The sequence below is a fragment of the Methanothermobacter sp. genome, assembly GCF_049720995.1.
In the GTDB taxonomy this organism is placed as follows: Archaea; Methanobacteriota; Methanobacteria; order Methanobacteriales; family Methanothermobacteraceae; genus Methanothermobacter.
In genome coordinates, this window is sequence record NZ_JBNASF010000020.1 from 1 (window position 1) to 16,436 (window position 16,436).

17 protein-coding genes and 1 pseudogene are annotated in these 16,436 nt (G+C 49.3%); 5 read left to right on the forward strand and 13 right to left on the reverse strand.

The annotated features are described in order from the left end of the window. Positions 1-304: 304 nt before the first annotated feature. The 3 genes and pseudogenes from ACPLJI_RS06835 to polB1 form a co-directional block, all read left to right on the forward strand. A pseudogene (locus ACPLJI_RS06835) lies at positions 305-409 on the forward strand (hypothetical protein); the annotation flags it as partial. Further along, on the forward strand, positions 410-709 hold the full coding sequence (locus tag ACPLJI_RS06840) for a hypothetical protein (protein WP_424730187.1): 300 nt from the start codon (positions 410-412) through the stop codon (positions 707-709). A 290-nt stretch (positions 710-999) separates the two neighbouring features. After that, the gene (gene polB1 / locus ACPLJI_RS06845; protein ID WP_321211140.1) at positions 1,000-2,769 is read left to right on the forward strand and encodes a DNA polymerase PolB subunit 1; all 1,770 of its coding nucleotides are present in this window, start codon (positions 1,000-1,002) and stop codon (positions 2,767-2,769) included. On the opposite strand, the gene comE is transcribed toward polB1, so the two are convergent. The 7 genes from comE to ACPLJI_RS06880 form a co-directional block, all read right to left on the reverse strand. Further along, positions 2,766-3,308 carry a sulfopyruvate decarboxylase subunit beta gene (gene comE, locus ACPLJI_RS06850; RefSeq protein WP_424730186.1) on the reverse strand — a complete coding sequence of 181 codons (543 nt, stop codon included), beginning with the start codon at positions 3,306-3,308 and terminating at the stop codon, positions 2,766-2,768. The two genes, polB1 and comE, sit on opposite strands and share 4 nt — an antisense overlap. Positions 3,309-3,312: 4 nt before the next feature. Beyond that, the gene (gene comD / locus ACPLJI_RS06855; RefSeq protein ID WP_321211138.1) at positions 3,313-3,810 is read right to left on the reverse strand and encodes a sulfopyruvate decarboxylase subunit alpha; all 498 of its coding nucleotides are present in this window, start codon (positions 3,808-3,810) and stop codon (positions 3,313-3,315) included. Further along, on the reverse strand, positions 3,807-4,832 hold the full coding sequence (gene comC, locus ACPLJI_RS06860; RefSeq protein ID WP_424730185.1) for an L-sulfolactate dehydrogenase: 1,026 nt from the start codon (positions 4,830-4,832) through the stop codon (positions 3,807-3,809). Before comC ends, comD begins: the two co-directional genes overlap by 4 nt. A gap of 10 nt (positions 4,833-4,842) precedes the next feature. Then, the gene (gene purM / locus ACPLJI_RS06865) at positions 4,843-5,859 is read right to left on the reverse strand and encodes a phosphoribosylformylglycinamidine cyclo-ligase (RefSeq protein WP_424730184.1); all 1,017 of its coding nucleotides are present in this window, start codon (positions 5,857-5,859) and stop codon (positions 4,843-4,845) included. A 46-nt stretch (positions 5,860-5,905) separates the two neighbouring features. Then, entirely contained in the window at positions 5,906-7,816 is a 1,911-nt protein-coding gene (locus tag ACPLJI_RS06870) for a beta-CASP ribonuclease aCPSF1 (protein WP_424730183.1), read from the reverse strand. A 73-nt stretch (positions 7,817-7,889) separates the two neighbouring features. After that, positions 7,890-8,522, reverse strand: a complete 633-nt coding sequence (gene psmB / locus ACPLJI_RS06875; RefSeq protein WP_147671422.1) for an archaeal proteasome endopeptidase complex subunit beta — start codon at positions 8,520-8,522, stop codon at positions 7,890-7,892. A 215-nt stretch (positions 8,523-8,737) separates the two neighbouring features. Continuing rightward, positions 8,738-9,829 carry a formate--phosphoribosylaminoimidazolecarboxamide ligase gene (locus tag ACPLJI_RS06880; RefSeq protein ID WP_424730182.1) on the reverse strand — a complete coding sequence of 364 codons (1,092 nt, stop codon included), beginning with the start codon at positions 9,827-9,829 and terminating at the stop codon, positions 8,738-8,740. 144 nt (positions 9,830-9,973) lie between these two features. Between ACPLJI_RS06880 and ACPLJI_RS06885 the strand changes: the two genes are divergently transcribed. Further along, complete coding sequence (locus tag ACPLJI_RS06885; RefSeq protein ID WP_424730181.1) at positions 9,974-10,699, forward strand: class I SAM-dependent methyltransferase; 726 nt, start codon at positions 9,974-9,976, stop codon at positions 10,697-10,699. Positions 10,700-10,773: 74 nt separating this feature from the next. Continuing rightward, positions 10,774-11,328 carry a DUF429 domain-containing protein gene (locus ACPLJI_RS06890; RefSeq protein WP_424730180.1) on the forward strand — a complete coding sequence of 185 codons (555 nt, stop codon included), beginning with the start codon at positions 10,774-10,776 and terminating at the stop codon, positions 11,326-11,328. A gap of 32 nt (positions 11,329-11,360) precedes the next feature. On the opposite strand, the gene cofG is transcribed toward ACPLJI_RS06890, so the two are convergent. From cofG to ACPLJI_RS06920, 6 genes are all read right to left on the reverse strand, one after another. Further along, the gene (gene cofG / locus ACPLJI_RS06895) at positions 11,361-12,434 is read right to left on the reverse strand and encodes a 7,8-didemethyl-8-hydroxy-5-deazariboflavin synthase CofG (protein ID WP_424730179.1); all 1,074 of its coding nucleotides are present in this window, start codon (positions 12,432-12,434) and stop codon (positions 11,361-11,363) included. 21 nt (positions 12,435-12,455) lie between these two features. Continuing rightward, positions 12,456-12,893 (reverse strand): DUF2120 family protein, encoded by a 438-nt coding sequence (locus tag ACPLJI_RS06900; RefSeq protein WP_424730178.1) that lies wholly within the window; start codon positions 12,891-12,893, stop codon positions 12,456-12,458. A gap of 8 nt (positions 12,894-12,901) precedes the next feature. Beyond that, entirely contained in the window at positions 12,902-13,858 is a 957-nt protein-coding gene (gene mptA, locus ACPLJI_RS06905) for a GTP cyclohydrolase MptA (protein WP_424730177.1), read from the reverse strand. Between the two features lie 272 nt (positions 13,859-14,130). Beyond that, the gene (locus tag ACPLJI_RS06910) at positions 14,131-14,799 is read right to left on the reverse strand and encodes a DUF2100 domain-containing protein (RefSeq protein WP_424730176.1); all 669 of its coding nucleotides are present in this window, start codon (positions 14,797-14,799) and stop codon (positions 14,131-14,133) included. 12 nt (positions 14,800-14,811) lie between these two features. Continuing rightward, a complete protein-coding gene (locus ACPLJI_RS06915; RefSeq protein WP_424730175.1) occupies positions 14,812-15,807 on the reverse strand; it encodes a histone deacetylase family protein in 996 nt (331 codons plus the stop codon). Positions 15,808-15,838: 31 nt separating this feature from the next. After that, positions 15,839-16,312 carry an Lrp/AsnC family transcriptional regulator gene (locus ACPLJI_RS06920; RefSeq protein WP_424741186.1) on the reverse strand — a complete coding sequence of 158 codons (474 nt, stop codon included), beginning with the start codon at positions 16,310-16,312 and terminating at the stop codon, positions 15,839-15,841. Between the last annotated feature and the right edge of the window lie 124 nt (positions 16,313-16,436).

The window sequence follows — 16,436 nt, forward strand, 5'->3', positions numbered from 1 at the left end:
GCGAAGAATCCCCAAAGTCCCGCTAACAACACCAACATAACTAATATTTTGTAAACCTTAAAATATATGTTTCTCTAGATTGTAAAGTTTATATTTTGATTTCGAGTCCTATGGGGCAGTGGTCTGATATAAGAGACTTTAACAGAAAAGACCACGAACAGGTAAAAGAGGACCTAAGAAACATGTTAAATAAATGAAAACCTGCGCAGCCACAGCAGAAACAAAGAACATAGATTAACTTCACTCCCTAAACTGCACGAAACGGGGGGATACAACAAACTTACATGTTAGAATAGTCCACAATCTGGGTAATTTAGAGGATACAGGTTTTTCAAGGGATTATTTTGACGTGGCAGTTATCATTGATGCTCTTAATCATGTCCCTTACCTTTATAATTGTCTAAAGGAGATGAAACGTATTTCAGAGGATATTATACTAGCAGAACCCAATGCACTAAAACCCATAAGAAAAATTAATGAATTAAAATTCAGAAACGGGGATGTGAAAGAAAGTTCATTCACTAGATGGGAACTGGGAAAATATCTTCAAAAACTAGGCTACAAGGAAATCACATTTTACAACTACAATTTCATCCCAAGGTTTATTCCCTCCAAATTTATAAAAAGGTTTGAAAAGTTCGAAGAACTTGAGAAAGCACCCATACTAAGGGAATTCAGTGGCGCGATACTCGTAATAGCAAAAAGGTGAAAAATGGCATGAAAATCGCTTTCATTTCAACCATATGCCCCCAGATTGGGGTGCTGAAATCGTCGTGGAAAAATCACAAACAAACTAATCAAAAGACATGAAGTCACATACTTAAACAGGAGAAAACATAGGTAGGAAGACAACTCTCTTAAAATATTCTCATTTAAGAAGGAGTTATATATGATTGTGAAGAGGAGCTGATATGAAATTTTCCGCATTCCAGGTAAAACGAATGACCCCTTCATTTTTCACTGGAACATTTTATTAGTCCCCAAAACAGAGTAAGTTTTATGGACAGATACAGTATGGTGCTCCTTGACATCGACTACCTAACTGTCGATGAGATGCCGGTCATCAGACTATTTGGTAAGGACAGGTCAGGGAATGAGCCAATCATCGCATATGACAGTTCATTCAGGCCCTACATCTATGCAATCCCCACTGATACAGATAGGTGCATGGATGACCTCGCTGAACTTGGACTGGAAAAGCTTGAGGTCACAGAGCGAAGGGACCTTGGAAGACCAGTGGAGGTTATAAGGATAGAATTCAGGCACCCCCAGGAGGTTCCCAAGTTAAGGGAGAGGATAAGGAACCTTGAATCCGTGGCGGATATAAGGGAACATGACATCCCATTCTACAGGAGGTACCTCATTGACAGGTCAATCGTGCCAATGTCAGGGATAGAATTCAGTGGGGTGGAGGTGGACTCGGCACCATCCGTCAAATCAGATGATGTGAGAATCATTGAGATAAGAGATGAAATAGAAACATCTGATTCTGGCTTCCCTCAACTGGACATCCTCAGCTTTGACATTGAGGTTAGAAACCCCCATGGGATGCCTGACCCTGAGAATGATGAGATAGTGATGGTTGGTATTGCCGGCAACATGGGTGTTGAATCGGTGATATCAACGAGGGGCGAGCACCTGGAATTCGTTGAAATGGTTGAGGATGAGGCGGAAATCCTTGATAGGTTCGCTGAAATCGTCAGGGAGAAAAAACCCGACATCCTAGTGGGCTACAACTCCGACAACTTCGACTTCCCCTACCTATCAAGGAGGGCCGAGATTCTTGGAGTGGAACTTGACCTCGGATGGGACGGCTCAGGGATAAAGACCATGAGGAGGGGATTTGCAAACGCAACAGCCATAAGGGGGACGGTGCATGTGGACCTCTACCCTGTGATGAGGAGGTACATGAACCTTGACCGTTACACACTTGAGAGGGTCTACCAGGAGCTATTCGGGGAGGAGAAGATAGACCTTCCCGGCGATAAACTCTGGGAGTACTGGGACCGGGAGGAGCTGAGGGATGAACTCTTCAGGTACTCCCTTGATGATGTCGTTGCAACCTACAGGATCGCAGAGAAGATCCTCCCCCTTAACATGGAGCTCACCCGTATAGTTGGCCAGCCCCTATTTGACATATCCCGCATGGCAACCGGACAGCAGGCCGAATGGTTCCTTGTACGCAAGGCACACCAGTACGGTGAACTGGTACCAAACAAACCCTCACACTCGGAGTTCTCAAAGAGAAGGGGGCGCAGGGCCGTTGGGGGGTATGTTAAGGAACCTGAGAGGGGCCTCCATGAGAACATAGTCCAGTTCGACTTCCGCAGCCTCTACCCCAGCATAATAATCTCAAAGAACATATCCCCCGACACACTCACAGATGAGGGGGATTGTGAATGCCACGTTGCACCAGAATACGGTTACAGGTTCCGTAAGGAGCCACCTGGTTTTGTACCATCGGTTATAGGTGAGATACTCTCTGAGAGGGTCAGAATCAAGGGGGAGATGAAGCGCTCAGAGGACCCCATGGAGCGGAAGATACTCAATGTACAGCAGGAAGCCCTCAAGAGGCTTGCAAACACCATGTATGGGGTCTACGGTTATTCAAGGTTCAGGTGGTATTCAATGGAGTGTGCAGAGGCCATAACCGCATGGGGAAGGGACTATATCAAGAGGACAATAAAAATCGCCGAGGAATTCGGTTTCCACACGGTTTACGCAGACACAGATGGTTTCTACGCCACATACACAGGCAGGAGCTCTTAAGACCTCAGCTCATCCATGAACCTCTCTATTATCTCCTCAGGACTTAAATCTATGACAGGTACATCCGCGTTACCGGGGGTTACAGGCACATGGGCAAACACGGGCCCATCCTCCTTGAGGGCCCTTTTAAAGTCGAGTTCCTTGTGGAACCTGATAACATTGAATCCCATTGACTCAGCAACGTCCCCCAGGTCTATCACATCTGCGTAGCTGCACTGGGAACCTGTGGTCCCGTAGCATCTGTTGTCCAGGAGGACTATGATGAGGTTTCCGGGTGCCTGGGCAGCGGCTGTTACCAGTCCCCCCAGGTTCATGAGGATGGATCCATCACCATCAAGTACAACAACCCTTCTATCCTGTGAGAGGGCAAGTCCAAGTCCAATGGAGGATGCCATACCCATGGATCCAAGCATGTAGAAATGCCTTGGCGAATCCTCAATACTGTAGAGTTCCCTTGACGGGAAACCCAGGTTGCATACCACGATTTCATCATCAAGGACTTCCACAATTCTTTTTATGGCTTCAATTCTTGTGAGCATGGTATCACCAGTAGGCAACCTCAAGTAGTACAGCCACAGGGTGCCTCCTTTCAAGTGAGAGTTCTGTGAGTTCCATTATGGATTCCCTTGCCTCTGAGGGTGTTTCAGGGGTACTGTAGGGTATTTTGAGGACATCAAGTATATCCGCCGTGACACTTCCCATTGGAACCTGGGCCTCCATGAACTCGCCCCGGGTGCCCCTGTGACTTACAATCATGGTTATGGGGATATGGTAGAGGCTGTAGAGTGATGCCAGGACATTCACGGAGTTACCGAGACCAGAGTTCTGCATCAGCATGGCCGTGGTCTTGCCGGCCATGCGGGCACCGGCTGCAACACCGAATCCCTCCTCCTCACGTGTAACAGGCACGTGTCTGATTTCAGGGTCAGAGTCCAGCATTTCAAGGACAAACCTGAGGTTCACACAGGGGACACTGACCGCGAAGTCTATCCCCGCCTCCTTCATACCCTCATAAACAGCCCTGCTGCTATCCAACTTCATAACCCCTTAATCTTGAGGTCCAGTCCGAGCTCATCTGATATTTCATTCAGCCTTTCAAGGAGCTTTTCGTCCACATCTATTCCTTCATCGCGCCCCCTCTTTATATTCATGGCCTCAATGTCACCTGGTATGAGGACGTCACCGGATGATTTGACCTCCTCGATGAATTCATCCACGCTGGATTTGAATTCCTGGAGGTCAACCATCTTTGAGGGGTCTATGGCCATCATGAGGTCACCCTTGGTGCACATCTCCCGGGGGTTCGCTGTTCCCCTGACCGCAGCCCCAAAGGCCGCCCCCACAAGGGGGCCCGCCAGGATCTCTATCATAAATGAAAGCGCATAACCCTTATGCCCACCGAAGGGGAGTATGGACCCCTTAAGGGCAAGTTCAGGGTCAGTGGTGGGGTTTCCATTGGCATCCAGGGCTATGTTTTCGGGTATCCTCTCACCCTTCCTGGCGGCCTCCAGGAGTTTGCCCCTGGCGGATGCTGAGGTTGCCATGTCAACCGAGACATAGTGCCTGTTTGATGGGATCCCTATGGCCACGGGGTTTGTTCCCAGTATGGGTGTTTTACCACCTATGGGTGCCACTGCAGGCTCTGTATTTGCTATCACAACACCTATCATGTCCTTCATGACCGCCATGTCCGAGTAGTATCCGGCGACACCGAAGTGGTTGGAGTCATGGACACCCACAAGCCCTACACCGGTATCCCGGGCCTTTTCAATTGCAAGTTCCATGGCCCTGCAGGCGACAAAGTGTCCGAATATGTGGTTACCGTTTATTAGGGCCGTTGAAGGGGTTTCCCTTTCAATGGTTATGTCAGCATGGGGCTTTATTGTTCCGCACCGCAGCCCCTCAACGTACTGGGGGAAACGGCCGATTCCATGTGAACTGAAACCCTTCAGGTCAGCGTCAAGGGTAACCTCAGCCACTATCTCTGAAACCTCCTCTGGAACATTCATGGCGGTGAGTATCTCCTTTATGATTCTAACTTCCTCTTCAGCACTTATCCTCATAAGAGTCCTCCTAAAGCTTTATTGATTCACCGGTGTAAGTTTTAAGGGCAACCTCCGCTTTCCTGGATGTGACATTCCCGATATGGTGGGCCCCATCACCAAGGACATCAAGGGCATCGTCAAGGTCCCGGTGGCTGACAACAGCACAGAAGCCCACACCCATATTGAAAACCCTGTACATCTCTGTTATATCAACCCCTGCCCCGTGGATGGTCCTGAATATCTCCTGTGGTTCTGGCAGGGAATCAAGATGGTATCCGGCGTACCTGTTGAGCCTCTTGAGGTTTCCGAAGCCCCCTCCTGTTATGTGGGCAAGCCCATGTACACTCACCCCTGACTCAAGGAGCCTCATTACGGGATCCACGTAGATCCTTGTGGGTTCAAGCAGCTCCTCACCCACGGTTTTACTGGAGCCGGGCATTTCATCCTCCACTGAGAGTTTCAGTTCATCGAAGAATACCCTCCTGGCAAGGCTCAGGCCGTTACTGTGTATACCGCTGCTTTCAAGGCCTATAACAGCGTCACCATCACTTACGTTTTCACCGGTTATTATGCTGTCCACACCAACAAAACCGATCCCCGTGGCTGCAAGGTCAAGGTTTCTGATTATACCCGGGAGTGATGCTGTCTCACCACCTATTATGGCCACCTGTGCGATTTCAGCACCCCTTGCAAGGCCCTCACCTATCTCATCCGCAACATCAGGGTCGGGTTCTTCAACGGCCAGGTAGTCAACGAGTGCCGCTGGCCTTGCGCCCACACAGAGTATATCGTTTACCACCATTGCGATGCAGTCAATTCCCACGGTGTCGTATCGGTTCATCATCTCAGCGACCAGTATCTTGCTACCGACACCATCTGTGCTCATGGCTATGGCCACATCACCCATTCTAACCAGGGCCGCGAAGTGGCCGGCACCGCTTATAACGTCGCAGTATCTGAGTGTGTCCTTAAGCCGGGAGGTTAAGCGCGATACGGTCAGCTCCTCCAGGTCTATATCCACGCCGGATTCGGAATAGGTTACCATTCAATCACCACTAAAGAATAGTTGAAGCTCATCTAAATAGTTAGCCTCACTGTATACGCACCGTTTCAAGGTTCAGCGGTGTTTTTGTTTCGATGCGGTAAGTCCTGTAGATGCTGGATGCAAGGTCAAGGGTCTTGTAGTTATCACCGTGACAGAGCAGTATCTTCTCGGGCTTGGGTGAGATTCTCTTCACGTATTCCATGAGCTGTCTTCTGTCTGAGTGGCCGCTGAAACCCTCAATGGTCTTTATTTTCATCTTCACGTTGTAGACCCGCATCTTGTCCTCCTCATCCTTCAGGGGGATCTCCTTCCACCCCTTCTGGATCCTCCTACCAAGGGACCCCTCGGCCTGGTAACCCACAAATACCAGTGAATTCCTGGGGTCCTCGCAGAGCCACTTGAAGTACTCCAGGGAGTTCCCGCCTGTAAGCATACCTGATGTTGACAGGATTATTGAGGGCTCTCCCTCAACGATCTCCCTGCGCTCATCCATACCATTGACCTTATGGAAGATCTCTGAGATGAAGGGGTTGTGGCCCATGTGGAATATCTGGTCCCTGAGGTCCTTGCTCAGGTACTCGGGTCTTGCCGTGTGGATGGCGTTGGCCTCCCAGATCATGCCATCTATGTATACCGGGACCTCATCGATTATACCGGTCCTTATGTACTCCTCAAGGACTATCATGAGTTCCTGGGCCCTTCCAACTGCAAATACCGGTATGAGTATCTTACCGCCCCTCTTAAGGGTGGAGTAGATTGTTTTCACAAGTTCCTTCTCTGCCCGTGTCCTTGGCGGCTGCACGTCCTCGTGTCCACCGTAGGTGCTCTCCATCACCAGGGTTTCGATCCGCGGGAACCTGTTGGCTGCCGGTTCAAGGAGTCTGCTCTGCTCATATTTGAAGTCCCCTGTGTAGACCATGTTGTGCTGGCCGTCACCTATGTGGAGGTGGGCCATTGCTGATCCAAGGATGTGGCCTGCATTGTGGAGTGTAAGCCGTATATCCGGTGCGATGTCTGTCACCTCACCGTAATCCAGGGTTATGGTGTGTTTGACGCTCTTCTTGACGTGTTTGACGTTGAATGGAAGCGGTTCGTCCTCCCTGTGGGCTATGTCTATGTGGTCAAGCTGCAGTAGCGTCATCAGGTCCCTGGTTGGGGCTGTGCAGTACACGGGCCCATCGTATCCGTAGTGGTAGAGGTAGGGCAGGAACCCTGAATGGTCAAGGTGTGCGTGGGTTATTATTACCGCGTCCAGGCTGTCCAGTGTGAATTCAGGGACATTGAGGTATGGGTAGGAGCTTCTGTCATCCCCGCCGGCAACGTTCACACCACAGTCAAGGAGGACCCTGCTGTTGGGGGTCTGGAGGTAGAGGCAGGATCTACCCACTTCCCTGAAGCCACCCATGGCTGTAAGCCGTGCCCAGTCATTCTCATATTTTGGTTTCTGGTGTATTCTATTTCCAAGCTGCTGCAGAATCTTCTTTCTTTCCTTACTGTTCTTCCTGAGGGTTCTGCGTATTCTCTCTATTATTTCAGATGATATTGGGGGGGTTCTGAGTATCTTCGGGGCCCATCCAGTGTTCTTGACTATTTCCCTGGATGTTGAGCCATACTTACCTATGACGAGCCCGGGTTTTCTTGCCTCGATGATAACCTCGCAGGTGACATCGTCAAAGGATATGTTGGTTATCTTTGCCTCCTCGGGTACTATCTCATGGATCCTCCTTATGGTCTCCTCAGGGTCCATGAGGACCGAACGGTCGGATCTTATTATTATTCTCTTGCGGATGTCCTTTGCAATGTCCCTTATGAGGTTACCGTTCTCGGTTATTATCTCGGGGTTCTTGGTGTAAATGACGACCTCGGGTCCCTCAAATTCCACCTTTGCAACCTGGACCCTCTCAGGAAGTCTCTGCATTATTGTCCTTTTGATTTCTTCAAGCATCTCTGAAACCATAAGATCACTTCTAAAAAACAGGGGATAAACAGTAAACTGGATGTTTACTGCAGATTAAAAAAACAGGAAAAAATCAGTTGAGGTCTTCAAGCCTTTTCTGGATTTCCTCTGGGCTGAGCATCCTGAAACCTTCCTCCTCTGTGACAGTCGCCACAAGGATGCCGTTGCCTGAATAGGTGTCCCGCTCCATGGCTGACTTTATGGCCCTTATGGCGATGTCAATGGCATCATCAACATAGAGTTCATCAGTGTACCTGTCCTCAAGCACACCGTAGGCCACAGGTGAACCTGAACCTGTTGACACAAATCTGTCAGGTATCATACCCCCTGATGGGTCAAGGGAGTATATCTTCGCACCTGTTTCATCAACACCACCTAGGAGTGTCTGTACGATGAATGGGTAGAAACGTGATGAGTGAAGTATGTTGGCTGCAAGCGCAGCTGCAGCTTCTATGCTTATCCTTTCTGAGTTTCTCATGCGGTAAAGGGCAGCCTCTGCCTTGAGGTACTTCATGAGGCTCTGGGCATCTGCAACTGAGCCCGCTATCGTGGCTGCTATGTGTTCATCTATTTTGAAGATCTTGTCTGTGGCCTTGTGGGCTATGAGGTTGCCCATGCTGGCCCTTCTCTCTGTGGCAAAAACAACTCCATCCTTGCATGTTATGCCAACAGTTGTTGTGCCTTTCAGCGTTTTTTCATCTTTCATAAATACACCTCAATAAAAATAATAAAAAACCAGCTCCAGCGTGTTTTATGGTGTAAGTGGCTGTCCATGAGGACATAAAAGTTCTGTACCTTACATAAAAGTTCTGTACCTTATATAACTTGGAGGTCCTTATTAAACTTTGCGATTTTTTTATAATAAAAAGGTTAAGGGGGTTATCATTTCAGGATTTTATGGATCCAGAATGAAAGGGGGTGCTATGTTATGATTTCAGGTAGCCTGTCTGTCTCTGAGGCCACCTTTATCTCCCTTGCAACACGCCGCCCCATGCTCATCCCCTCCCCATGGATGAGGTAACTGTAGGTGGATCCATGCATGAAGGTATTTGTTCCCCCATCTGTACGGGCACTCATCTCGAATGTAACGATTTCGAGGTTATCTGTGCACATGGTCTGAAGGCAGAATGGGCCGTTCATACCCGGGGGCACGATCTTACTGGCCGCATCAACCATACGGTCGCCCATGTCAAATGCCTGTGGAAGCAGTGATTCCCTCATCGCAACAGGGTGGTTACCTGTTATAACATATGATGGCTCGAGGTTTATCTCGAGCTGGTCCCTTGCAGGTATCCTCACAAGGCCGTCGATGTTTGACTCGAAGCGGCTGTCCATGCCCATGAGCTCCACTTCATCGTTCATGATTGAGTAGAAGTAGTGGATGCAGAAGTTTGTACCTGAGACATACTCTTCAATGTGGGCATCATCAACATCTTCCTCGGTTATCCAGCCCCTTTCAATCATTGAATCGATTTTATCGTTGAATTCCTCTGTACTGGAGGCCACAAAGTATCCTCTACCACCCCTGGCCCCTGGAAACTTGACCATCACTGGTCTGTCTATCTCGTCGGGGTCAGTGTACTTGAGGGGTATCCTTATACCCGCCTCCTTCATGAGCTTCCTCTCAAGGTCTCGCTCGGATTCCCATCTCAGTATGTCTCTGTTACCGAACATGGGGACATAGAAGTCGTTTTCGATGTGATCAAGACCTGCGTAGGCCACAAATGATCCATGGGGGACTATTATGCTGTTCATGGATCTTAATTTGTCCTGAACATCGTCATTTACAATGTCACTGAATTTGTCAACAATTATGAATTCATCTGCAACCCTGAACCGCTGGTATGGTACCTCACGGCCCTTCTCACACACAACAGCGGTTCTGAAGCCCTCCCGTTTTGCACCGTTGAGTATGTGAAGTGATGTGTGGCTGCCAAGGGTTGCAACTGTTATATCTTCCCTGCTGTATCCATCAAGTATGCTGAGTATCTCATCACGGTTTACCTTACTCATAAAAAAACCCCTCAAATTTATATATAAAGGGTTGGATTTCATGCTAGTTATCTTTTTTGCCTTTAACAGAAGCCATTAAATACTTTGATGAAGAAGAACATTTATGGATTTATTTTTCAGAAAGCCCTTCATAGCAGTGAAAACATGAAATGGGTGAGGATAGGTGACATCATAGTTCTAAACAGGGATGTTGAGGACCCTGAAAGATTCCTTGAAATACCTGGTGTGAGGGGTGTTCTCCTTGTTGAGGAGATACATGGACCCCTGAGGAAACCCCGGGTCAGAATCCTTGCAGGTGAATGCACCGAGACCATCCACCGGGAAAACGGCTGCCTTTTCAGGATAGACCCTTCCAGGGTCATGTGGTCAAGGGGTAACATAAATGAGAGGGCAAGAATACCTGGAATTGTGGAGGACGGTGAAACCGTTGTTGACATGTTTGCAGGTATAGGCTACTTCTCGATACCGGTGGCGGTCCACTCAAACCCCAGGAGGGTCCACTCCATAGAGATAAACCCTGACTCATTTGAGTTCCTCAAATCCAATATAGAACTAAACAGGGTTGAGGGGGTGGTGAAACCGCACCTGGGTGACTGCCGTTCAATAGCCCCTCAACTGGACGCTGATCGGGTCATAATGGGTTATGTTGGAACCACCCATCACTTCCTTGAAGCTGCAATGGAATGCGTCAATGAGGGGGGTGTTTTACACTACCATGAAACTGTCCCGGAGAATATAATGTTCTCAAGACCCCTTAAGAGGATTGAAAGGGCAGCACACCCGCGAAGGGTATCTGTTCTTGACAGGCATGTGATAAAGAAGTACTCACCGGGGGTCTGGCATGTTGTCCTGGATGTAAGGGTTCACTGAGGGGGTTATAGTGGTGTTAGGGGCCGGGAGGATCACTGGTTGTCCTGGATGTAAGGGTTCACTGAGGGGTAGCGGTGTCTGTTGCAGGCGTTGATCTGGCTGCATCTGATGAAAACGAGACAGGTGTGGCCATAATAGATGGTGGAAAGGTGAAGGTGTTCAGTGTCTTCTCATTTGATGAGATAATCCATGCAGTGAAATCCGCAGATACAGTGGCAGTTGACGCGCCACTCTCACTTCCAGAAGGGCGCTGCTGCCTCAGGAATGACTGCAGCTGCAGCAGGCATAGCCACTTCAGAAGGGCGGATCTTGAGATCAGAAGGTATGGCAGTGTTCTACCATTGACCTGGAGGGGGATGAGGGAGCTCACCATGAGGGGTATCAGGATAAGGGAGGCACTTGAGTCCTATGGGGTGGAGGTTATTGAGACACACCCCCGGACAGCAGAGAGGATTATGAAAAATGTTGAGCTTCAGATGGAACTCTGTGATACCCCCACCATGAGCATACACCAGAGGGACGCCCTTACAGCTGCACTGGTCGCCCTCCTCTATTCAGAGGGAAATTTCACTGAACTCGGGGATCCTTCTGAGGGAACCATAATACTCCCGGAGGTTGAAGAACCATAATCGGACCTTGAGGAAGCATAATAGGCTCCGAATCACACAAGGAATTCAGGGTAAAGCCTTTCTATTGTCTCAATGACCTTTGGGCTTAAGAAATCAGGGGTGATGAACTTCCTGTAGACCGGTAGCCTCTCCCTTAACCTGAAGCCCGCAGATTCTGTGAGCCTTCTGAGTTCATCTATCTCTGGCCAGGGGGCCTCTGGGTTCACGTAGTCCCTGCTCAGCGGTGAAACACCACCCCAGTCATCTGCACCTGCAAGCAGGAAGACCTCACCTGTTTCCCTGTTGAGGTTGGGGGGGACCTGGATGCTCACATCAGGAAAGAGGAGCTTGGCAACCGCAACCATCTTCACCATTTCAAGGAGTGAGGGCTCCGGGTGGTGCTCCATGGGGGTCCCTGGTTTTGCCCGGAAGTTCTGGATTATTATCTCCTGCAGGTGACCATACCTGTCCTGGATACGCCTCAGCTCAAGGAGTGATTCGGCCCTCTCCTCCACTGTCTCACCTATACCTATGAGTATCCCTGTGGTGAATGGTATTCTGAGCCTCCCAGCATCTTCTATCATCCTTATCCTTAGGGCAGGATCCTTACCGGGGCTTTCACGGTGCGCCTCTTCTTCCATCAGCCGGGAACTTGCAGACTCAAGCATGAGGCCCATGGATGCGTTCACCTCCCTGAGCCTCCTGAGATCCCTGTAGTCAAGCACACCCATATTTGTGTGTGGCAGGAGACCAAGGTCCAGTGTGGCGCCGCAGAGGTGGTGGGCGTAGTCAACCATATCATTGAATCCGAGTTCTTCCAGTTTCTCCATCACCCGGGGGAACTCATGTGCATTCTCACCGAAGGTGAATAGGGCCTCTGTGCACCCGAGATCCCTTCCCCTCCTGACCTCCCTCAGGACATCCTCAGGTGGAATGAGCGGGGGGTCAGGGGAGTCTGATCTGAAGGTGCAGTAGCCGCAGCGGTTCCGGCAGGCCCTCGTGAGGGGTATGAAGACATTCCTTGAGTAGGTAACCTCCCCTGGCTCACAGACACGCTTCATGAGGTCCGGTATTTCAGGGCCATCAGCAAGGAGAAGTTCCAGTATTTCTTCCTTTCCAAGAACCATGGAAGCACCGCTAAAATAAGTTTAATCCGAAATATCAGAGACAACAACCTCAACAAAGCAGGGTCCCACACCACTCCGGTCCCTGTAGAGAACAACAAAGAGCCCTGTATCCCCGGTCATGCAGAGCCTGTAATCAACGCTGAAGTTCATATCCTCAAGGGCCTCCTTGAGTCTGTGTATGCCCCCGATATCGGTCTCTGTCCCGACCTCTACACAGGACCTTATCTGCTCATCCATCACACCAATGAGGGCCGTGCCCTCTTCGGATATGAGCTCCAGCTCCTCTGCACCCAGCTTCTCTATAAGCCCATCAAGTTCCCTGCCCATGTCCTCCATGTTCATCCTCTTTCTTGACATTCCCCTTACTATGAGTATCTCCTTTGAGTCAAGGGCTGGTCTTGAACCCTCAAAAGCTTCAAAGTAACCCATGATCTCCCCGGCTATCCTGTGCAGTTTCATCAAGGTTATCACTCCTCTGATCCGTTAAGTTCCTCTATCTCGTATCTGAGTTCCCCCATTGTTGCAACCTTCTCAGCGAAGGCGTTGTGTCTGTGTATGCTCTCCTCGTTTATCTGCCTTACGGTGACTATCGTGTCGTCGGGGAGATGGGGGTACTCGCTGACTATTCTGTGCACCATGTTGCGGACGCAGTCCTCAACGAACATGGGATTCTCGTGGGCACTCACAACAACGGCATTTTCATCTGGTCTCTTAAGGAGTTCATAGACGGGTGAACTCATGGAGCTCTCAATGATGTTTATGAGGTTCTCGGCCCTTATCGTCTGGTCCTCAGGGACCTCTATCATTATCATGCCGCGCCCCCTCTGGTTGTGGGAGGCGAAGGATACACAGTCAAGAACCCTTTCAACTGTCTCAGGTTCCAGGAATTCCAGGAGCTTCTGACGGGATGTTTCCTTAACTGATTCCTGCGCACAGGGGCACACGGTCATCCCAACCACCTCTGCCCCTATCATCTTGCGTATAACTATACCGTCATCGTCCCTGTACCCGATGGCGTCTGCCATGATCTTTGTCATCTCCTGACTCTTCTTACCGCTGACAGGGGATCTCTTCATGAACATGAAGTCGCTCTTCATGCTCACCTCGGCTCTGCGGGCGTACCGGTGCTTTTTGAGGAGTTCGTTGACTATCTCTGCGCAGAGGGATTCCAGTTCAAGGGCACTGTTTTCAACAACCTCCTCGAGGACGTCACTTATGGCCTCAGGGTTCCTTGACATGTGGATCCCCCTCTGCCTGCTCGGGAGGTCCACAAAGGCATCGAATGTTGGAAGAAGTATTATGGGTCTTCTACCATCTCTTTCTATCTTCAGAAGCTTCTTAACACCTGTAACACCCACCCTTGTAAGGTGAACGGGGATGCTAGGAATCTTGTCCTGTGTATCTGGAAAACAAACTAAACCCAAATTTTACACCCCATAACAGTAATGGTTACCTAGGTTTTTAAGTATAGTATGAAAACTTTGCTTATATACTTGTCCGGTGATTATGAGTTCCCTGAAACAGAATATTACGCTGATGCCCCGGTGTGGTGAGGATGGGTTTTTTGATGGGATTTCACCACCTTTCGCATGGGTGCAATCCCAGCTCCTGGATACCGTGACCGATCCTTCAATGAAATGAGGGGCATCGTCATGCCATCAAAGTGAATCAAAAATGTCCAGGGAATTCTCTGGATCTATGAGAGAAGCTTCAGTATCTCCTCAGGGGTGAGTTTCCTGATATTCTCATCCAGCCTCACACCGGCACCATAGAGTTCTTCGGCCCTTGATGCAAGGAGTCTGGTGCTTTTATCGGGCTCCCCGATAACCAGGATGTCATCAAGGTCTTCAAGCTTCCTTTCAATGTCATTCTTAAGGTGCTCTATCTTCCTCTCTATACCCTTAAGGGCACCATCGGGGATCCTGGGGTTTATCTTCTTCATATCATCCACTGAGAGGGGCGCACCTGCAACCAGGATATTCCCTGACTCAACGCCGGCCTTAACAAGGAGCTTTTTAACTGATGAATTATTCACAATTACCAGTTTACCCTTTGAGGCTTCCTTTATCCTTTCAGATGGATCTTCACGTTCAATAACACCGAAATCTGCAAGCATGCCGTCAATGGCCTCCCTGGCGGCAATGAGCCTCCTGCAGAAATCTTGTGCATCATTCCCGGTGAGTTCATGTGATGGAAGACTGATGTATATGTGGTCCTCGGCTTCAATGAGTTCCATCATGGCCTCCTGAAATTTTCTGGTGTCTATGACACCGTTCTGAGGGTCCCTGAACCTGGATTCCCTCCTTATATTCGCACATGATTTTCTTATAAGCTCCTCTGCCTGTTTAAGCCTGATTTTTTCCATCTTCTGACCCTCTCAGAAATTGAAGAATGGTGAAAATATATCACTAATCTCATTGAAGATTTCAGCCACAGCCGGCGACTTCTCATATTCCACCTTAACACCTGAACCCTCAAGGCCCCCAATGAATGAGACATTTGATTTTCCGAGGGCCTGGAGGTCATAGCCACCTTCAAGGACAGCCGCGCACGGCAGCCCTGTTTCATGGATGAACCCACCCATCCATGAGAAGAACTCCTCATCCACCCTCATATCTGCCAGCGGATCCCGCATGTGGGCATCGAACCCTGCAGATACAAATAGCATATCTGCCCTGAATTCACTGAGTACCTGGGGGAGCACCTCTGAGAGTATCCAAATATAATCGCTGTTCCCTGAACCACGGGGCATGGGGATGTTGATGTTGAAGCCCTCACCCTCCCTGTCTCCTATCTCCCCGGTGAATCCGGTCCCAGGGAACAGTGTCCTGGGGTCCTGATGCACCGAGACATACATGACTTCGGGGTCGGTGTAGAATATGCTTGATGTTCCGTTCCCATGATGAACGTCGAAGTCAATCACCGCAGCCCTTGAAATCCCCAGGTTCCTGCGGCTGTGCTCAATGGCTATGGCGATGTTGTTGAATATGCAGAAACCCATGGACCTGTCATAGGTGGCATGGTGACCGGGGGGTCTTGCAACAGAGTACCCCCATCCACCCTCCAGTGCCTCCTCAGCCGCGACAATGGCACCACCCGCGGCTAGCCTCGCCACACTGAAGCTCTCAGATGTCATGTAGGTGTCGTAGTCTAGCCAGCCACCACCTCTTCCTGAGAACACCTCCAGGTACTCCACATGGACGCTGCTGTGGACCATGAGGATTTCATGGATACCTGCCATCCTTGGTTCCATGAACTTCAGCTGAAGTCCCGAGGAATTCAGGGCATCAATGATTGCAGCTGTCCTCCCCTTGTTCTCAACATGACCCTCATTGTTGTGGGGGTCATAGTTGCTGGAGTATACAATGGCCATGGTTGAATTTTTGATGCCAGGGAATAAATAATTAATCGCCTATCATCCTGGTGGAGGTCATGTCCTCCTTCACTATGTTGAGGACGGTCTGGGTGTAGGTCCTCTGAACGTCACCCTCACTCAGCAGGCCCTTGATGAAGCTATCCAGCTCCCCGGTATCCTTGAATTTTCCTATGAGTATGGCGTCGAATTCCCCTGTGACGTCGTAGACTGCAAGGACGTTTTTGTGGTAGGCTGTCCGTGTCTCCCAGTTCCTCAGGACTCCGCCCTTGACCTTCACGCCTATTATGGCTGTGAGTTTGTATCCAAGTTTGGAGTGGTCTATCACCGGCACGAATTTCTTTATAACACCCTTCCTGACCAGCTTCTCAACACGGTTGTGCACAGTACCCACCGAGACATCAAGTATTCTTGATATGTTCCTGTAGGACATGCGTCCGTCCTCATTTAGGAGGTCTATTATTTTTCTGTCAATATCATCGATTTTGACTAGATCATCATCCATTGGAATCACCACTAAACAATGTATACCTGTGGAAGTTATATTATAAACTTTTTTAAATTATGGTGTTTTAGAAGAAGTTATTAACTTTTATAGATAGTGGATATTCCCTTATAAATGTTTAGCT

What these genes read in the sequence shown, in the direction of transcription:
- ACPLJI_RS06840 (WP_424730187.1), top strand. Translation starts at nt 410, where the DNA reads ATGAAACGTATTTCAGAGGATATTATACTAGCAGAACCCAATGCACTA.
- polB1 (WP_321211140.1), top strand. Translation starts at nt 1,000, where the DNA reads ATGGACAGATACAGTATGGTGCTCCTTGACATCGACTACCTAACTGTC.
- comE (WP_424730186.1), bottom strand. Translation starts at nt 3,308, where the DNA reads ATGCTCACAAGAATTGAAGCCATAAAAAGAATTGTGGAAGTCCTTGAT.
- comD (WP_321211138.1), bottom strand. Translation starts at nt 3,810, where the DNA reads ATGAAGTTGGATAGCAGCAGGGCTGTTTATGAGGGTATGAAGGAGGCG.
- comC (WP_424730185.1), bottom strand. Translation starts at nt 4,832, where the DNA reads ATGAGGATAAGTGCTGAAGAGGAAGTTAGAATCATAAAGGAGATACTC.
- purM (WP_424730184.1), bottom strand. Translation starts at nt 5,859, where the DNA reads ATGGTAACCTATTCCGAATCCGGCGTGGATATAGACCTGGAGGAGCTG.
- ACPLJI_RS06870 (WP_424730183.1), bottom strand. Translation starts at nt 7,816, where the DNA reads ATGGTTTCAGAGATGCTTGAAGAAATCAAAAGGACAATAATGCAGAGA.
- psmB (WP_147671422.1), bottom strand. Translation starts at nt 8,522, where the DNA reads ATGAAAGATGAAAAAACGCTGAAAGGCACAACAACTGTTGGCATAACA.
- ACPLJI_RS06880 (WP_424730182.1), bottom strand. Translation starts at nt 9,829, where the DNA reads ATGAGTAAGGTAAACCGTGATGAGATACTCAGCATACTTGATGGATAC.
- ACPLJI_RS06885 (WP_424730181.1), top strand. Translation starts at nt 9,974, where the DNA reads ATGAAATGGGTGAGGATAGGTGACATCATAGTTCTAAACAGGGATGTT.
- cofG (WP_424730179.1), bottom strand. Translation starts at nt 12,434, where the DNA reads ATGGTTCTTGGAAAGGAAGAAATACTGGAACTTCTCCTTGCTGATGGC.
- ACPLJI_RS06900 (WP_424730178.1), bottom strand. Translation starts at nt 12,893, where the DNA reads ATGAAACTGCACAGGATAGCCGGGGAGATCATGGGTTACTTTGAAGCT.
- ACPLJI_RS06910 (WP_424730176.1), bottom strand. Translation starts at nt 14,799, where the DNA reads ATGGAAAAAATCAGGCTTAAACAGGCAGAGGAGCTTATAAGAAAATCA.
- ACPLJI_RS06915 (WP_424730175.1), bottom strand. Translation starts at nt 15,807, where the DNA reads ATGGCCATTGTATACTCCAGCAACTATGACCCCCACAACAATGAGGGT.
- ACPLJI_RS06920 (WP_424741186.1), bottom strand. Translation starts at nt 16,312, where the DNA reads ATGGATGATGATCTAGTCAAAATCGATGATATTGACAGAAAAATAATA.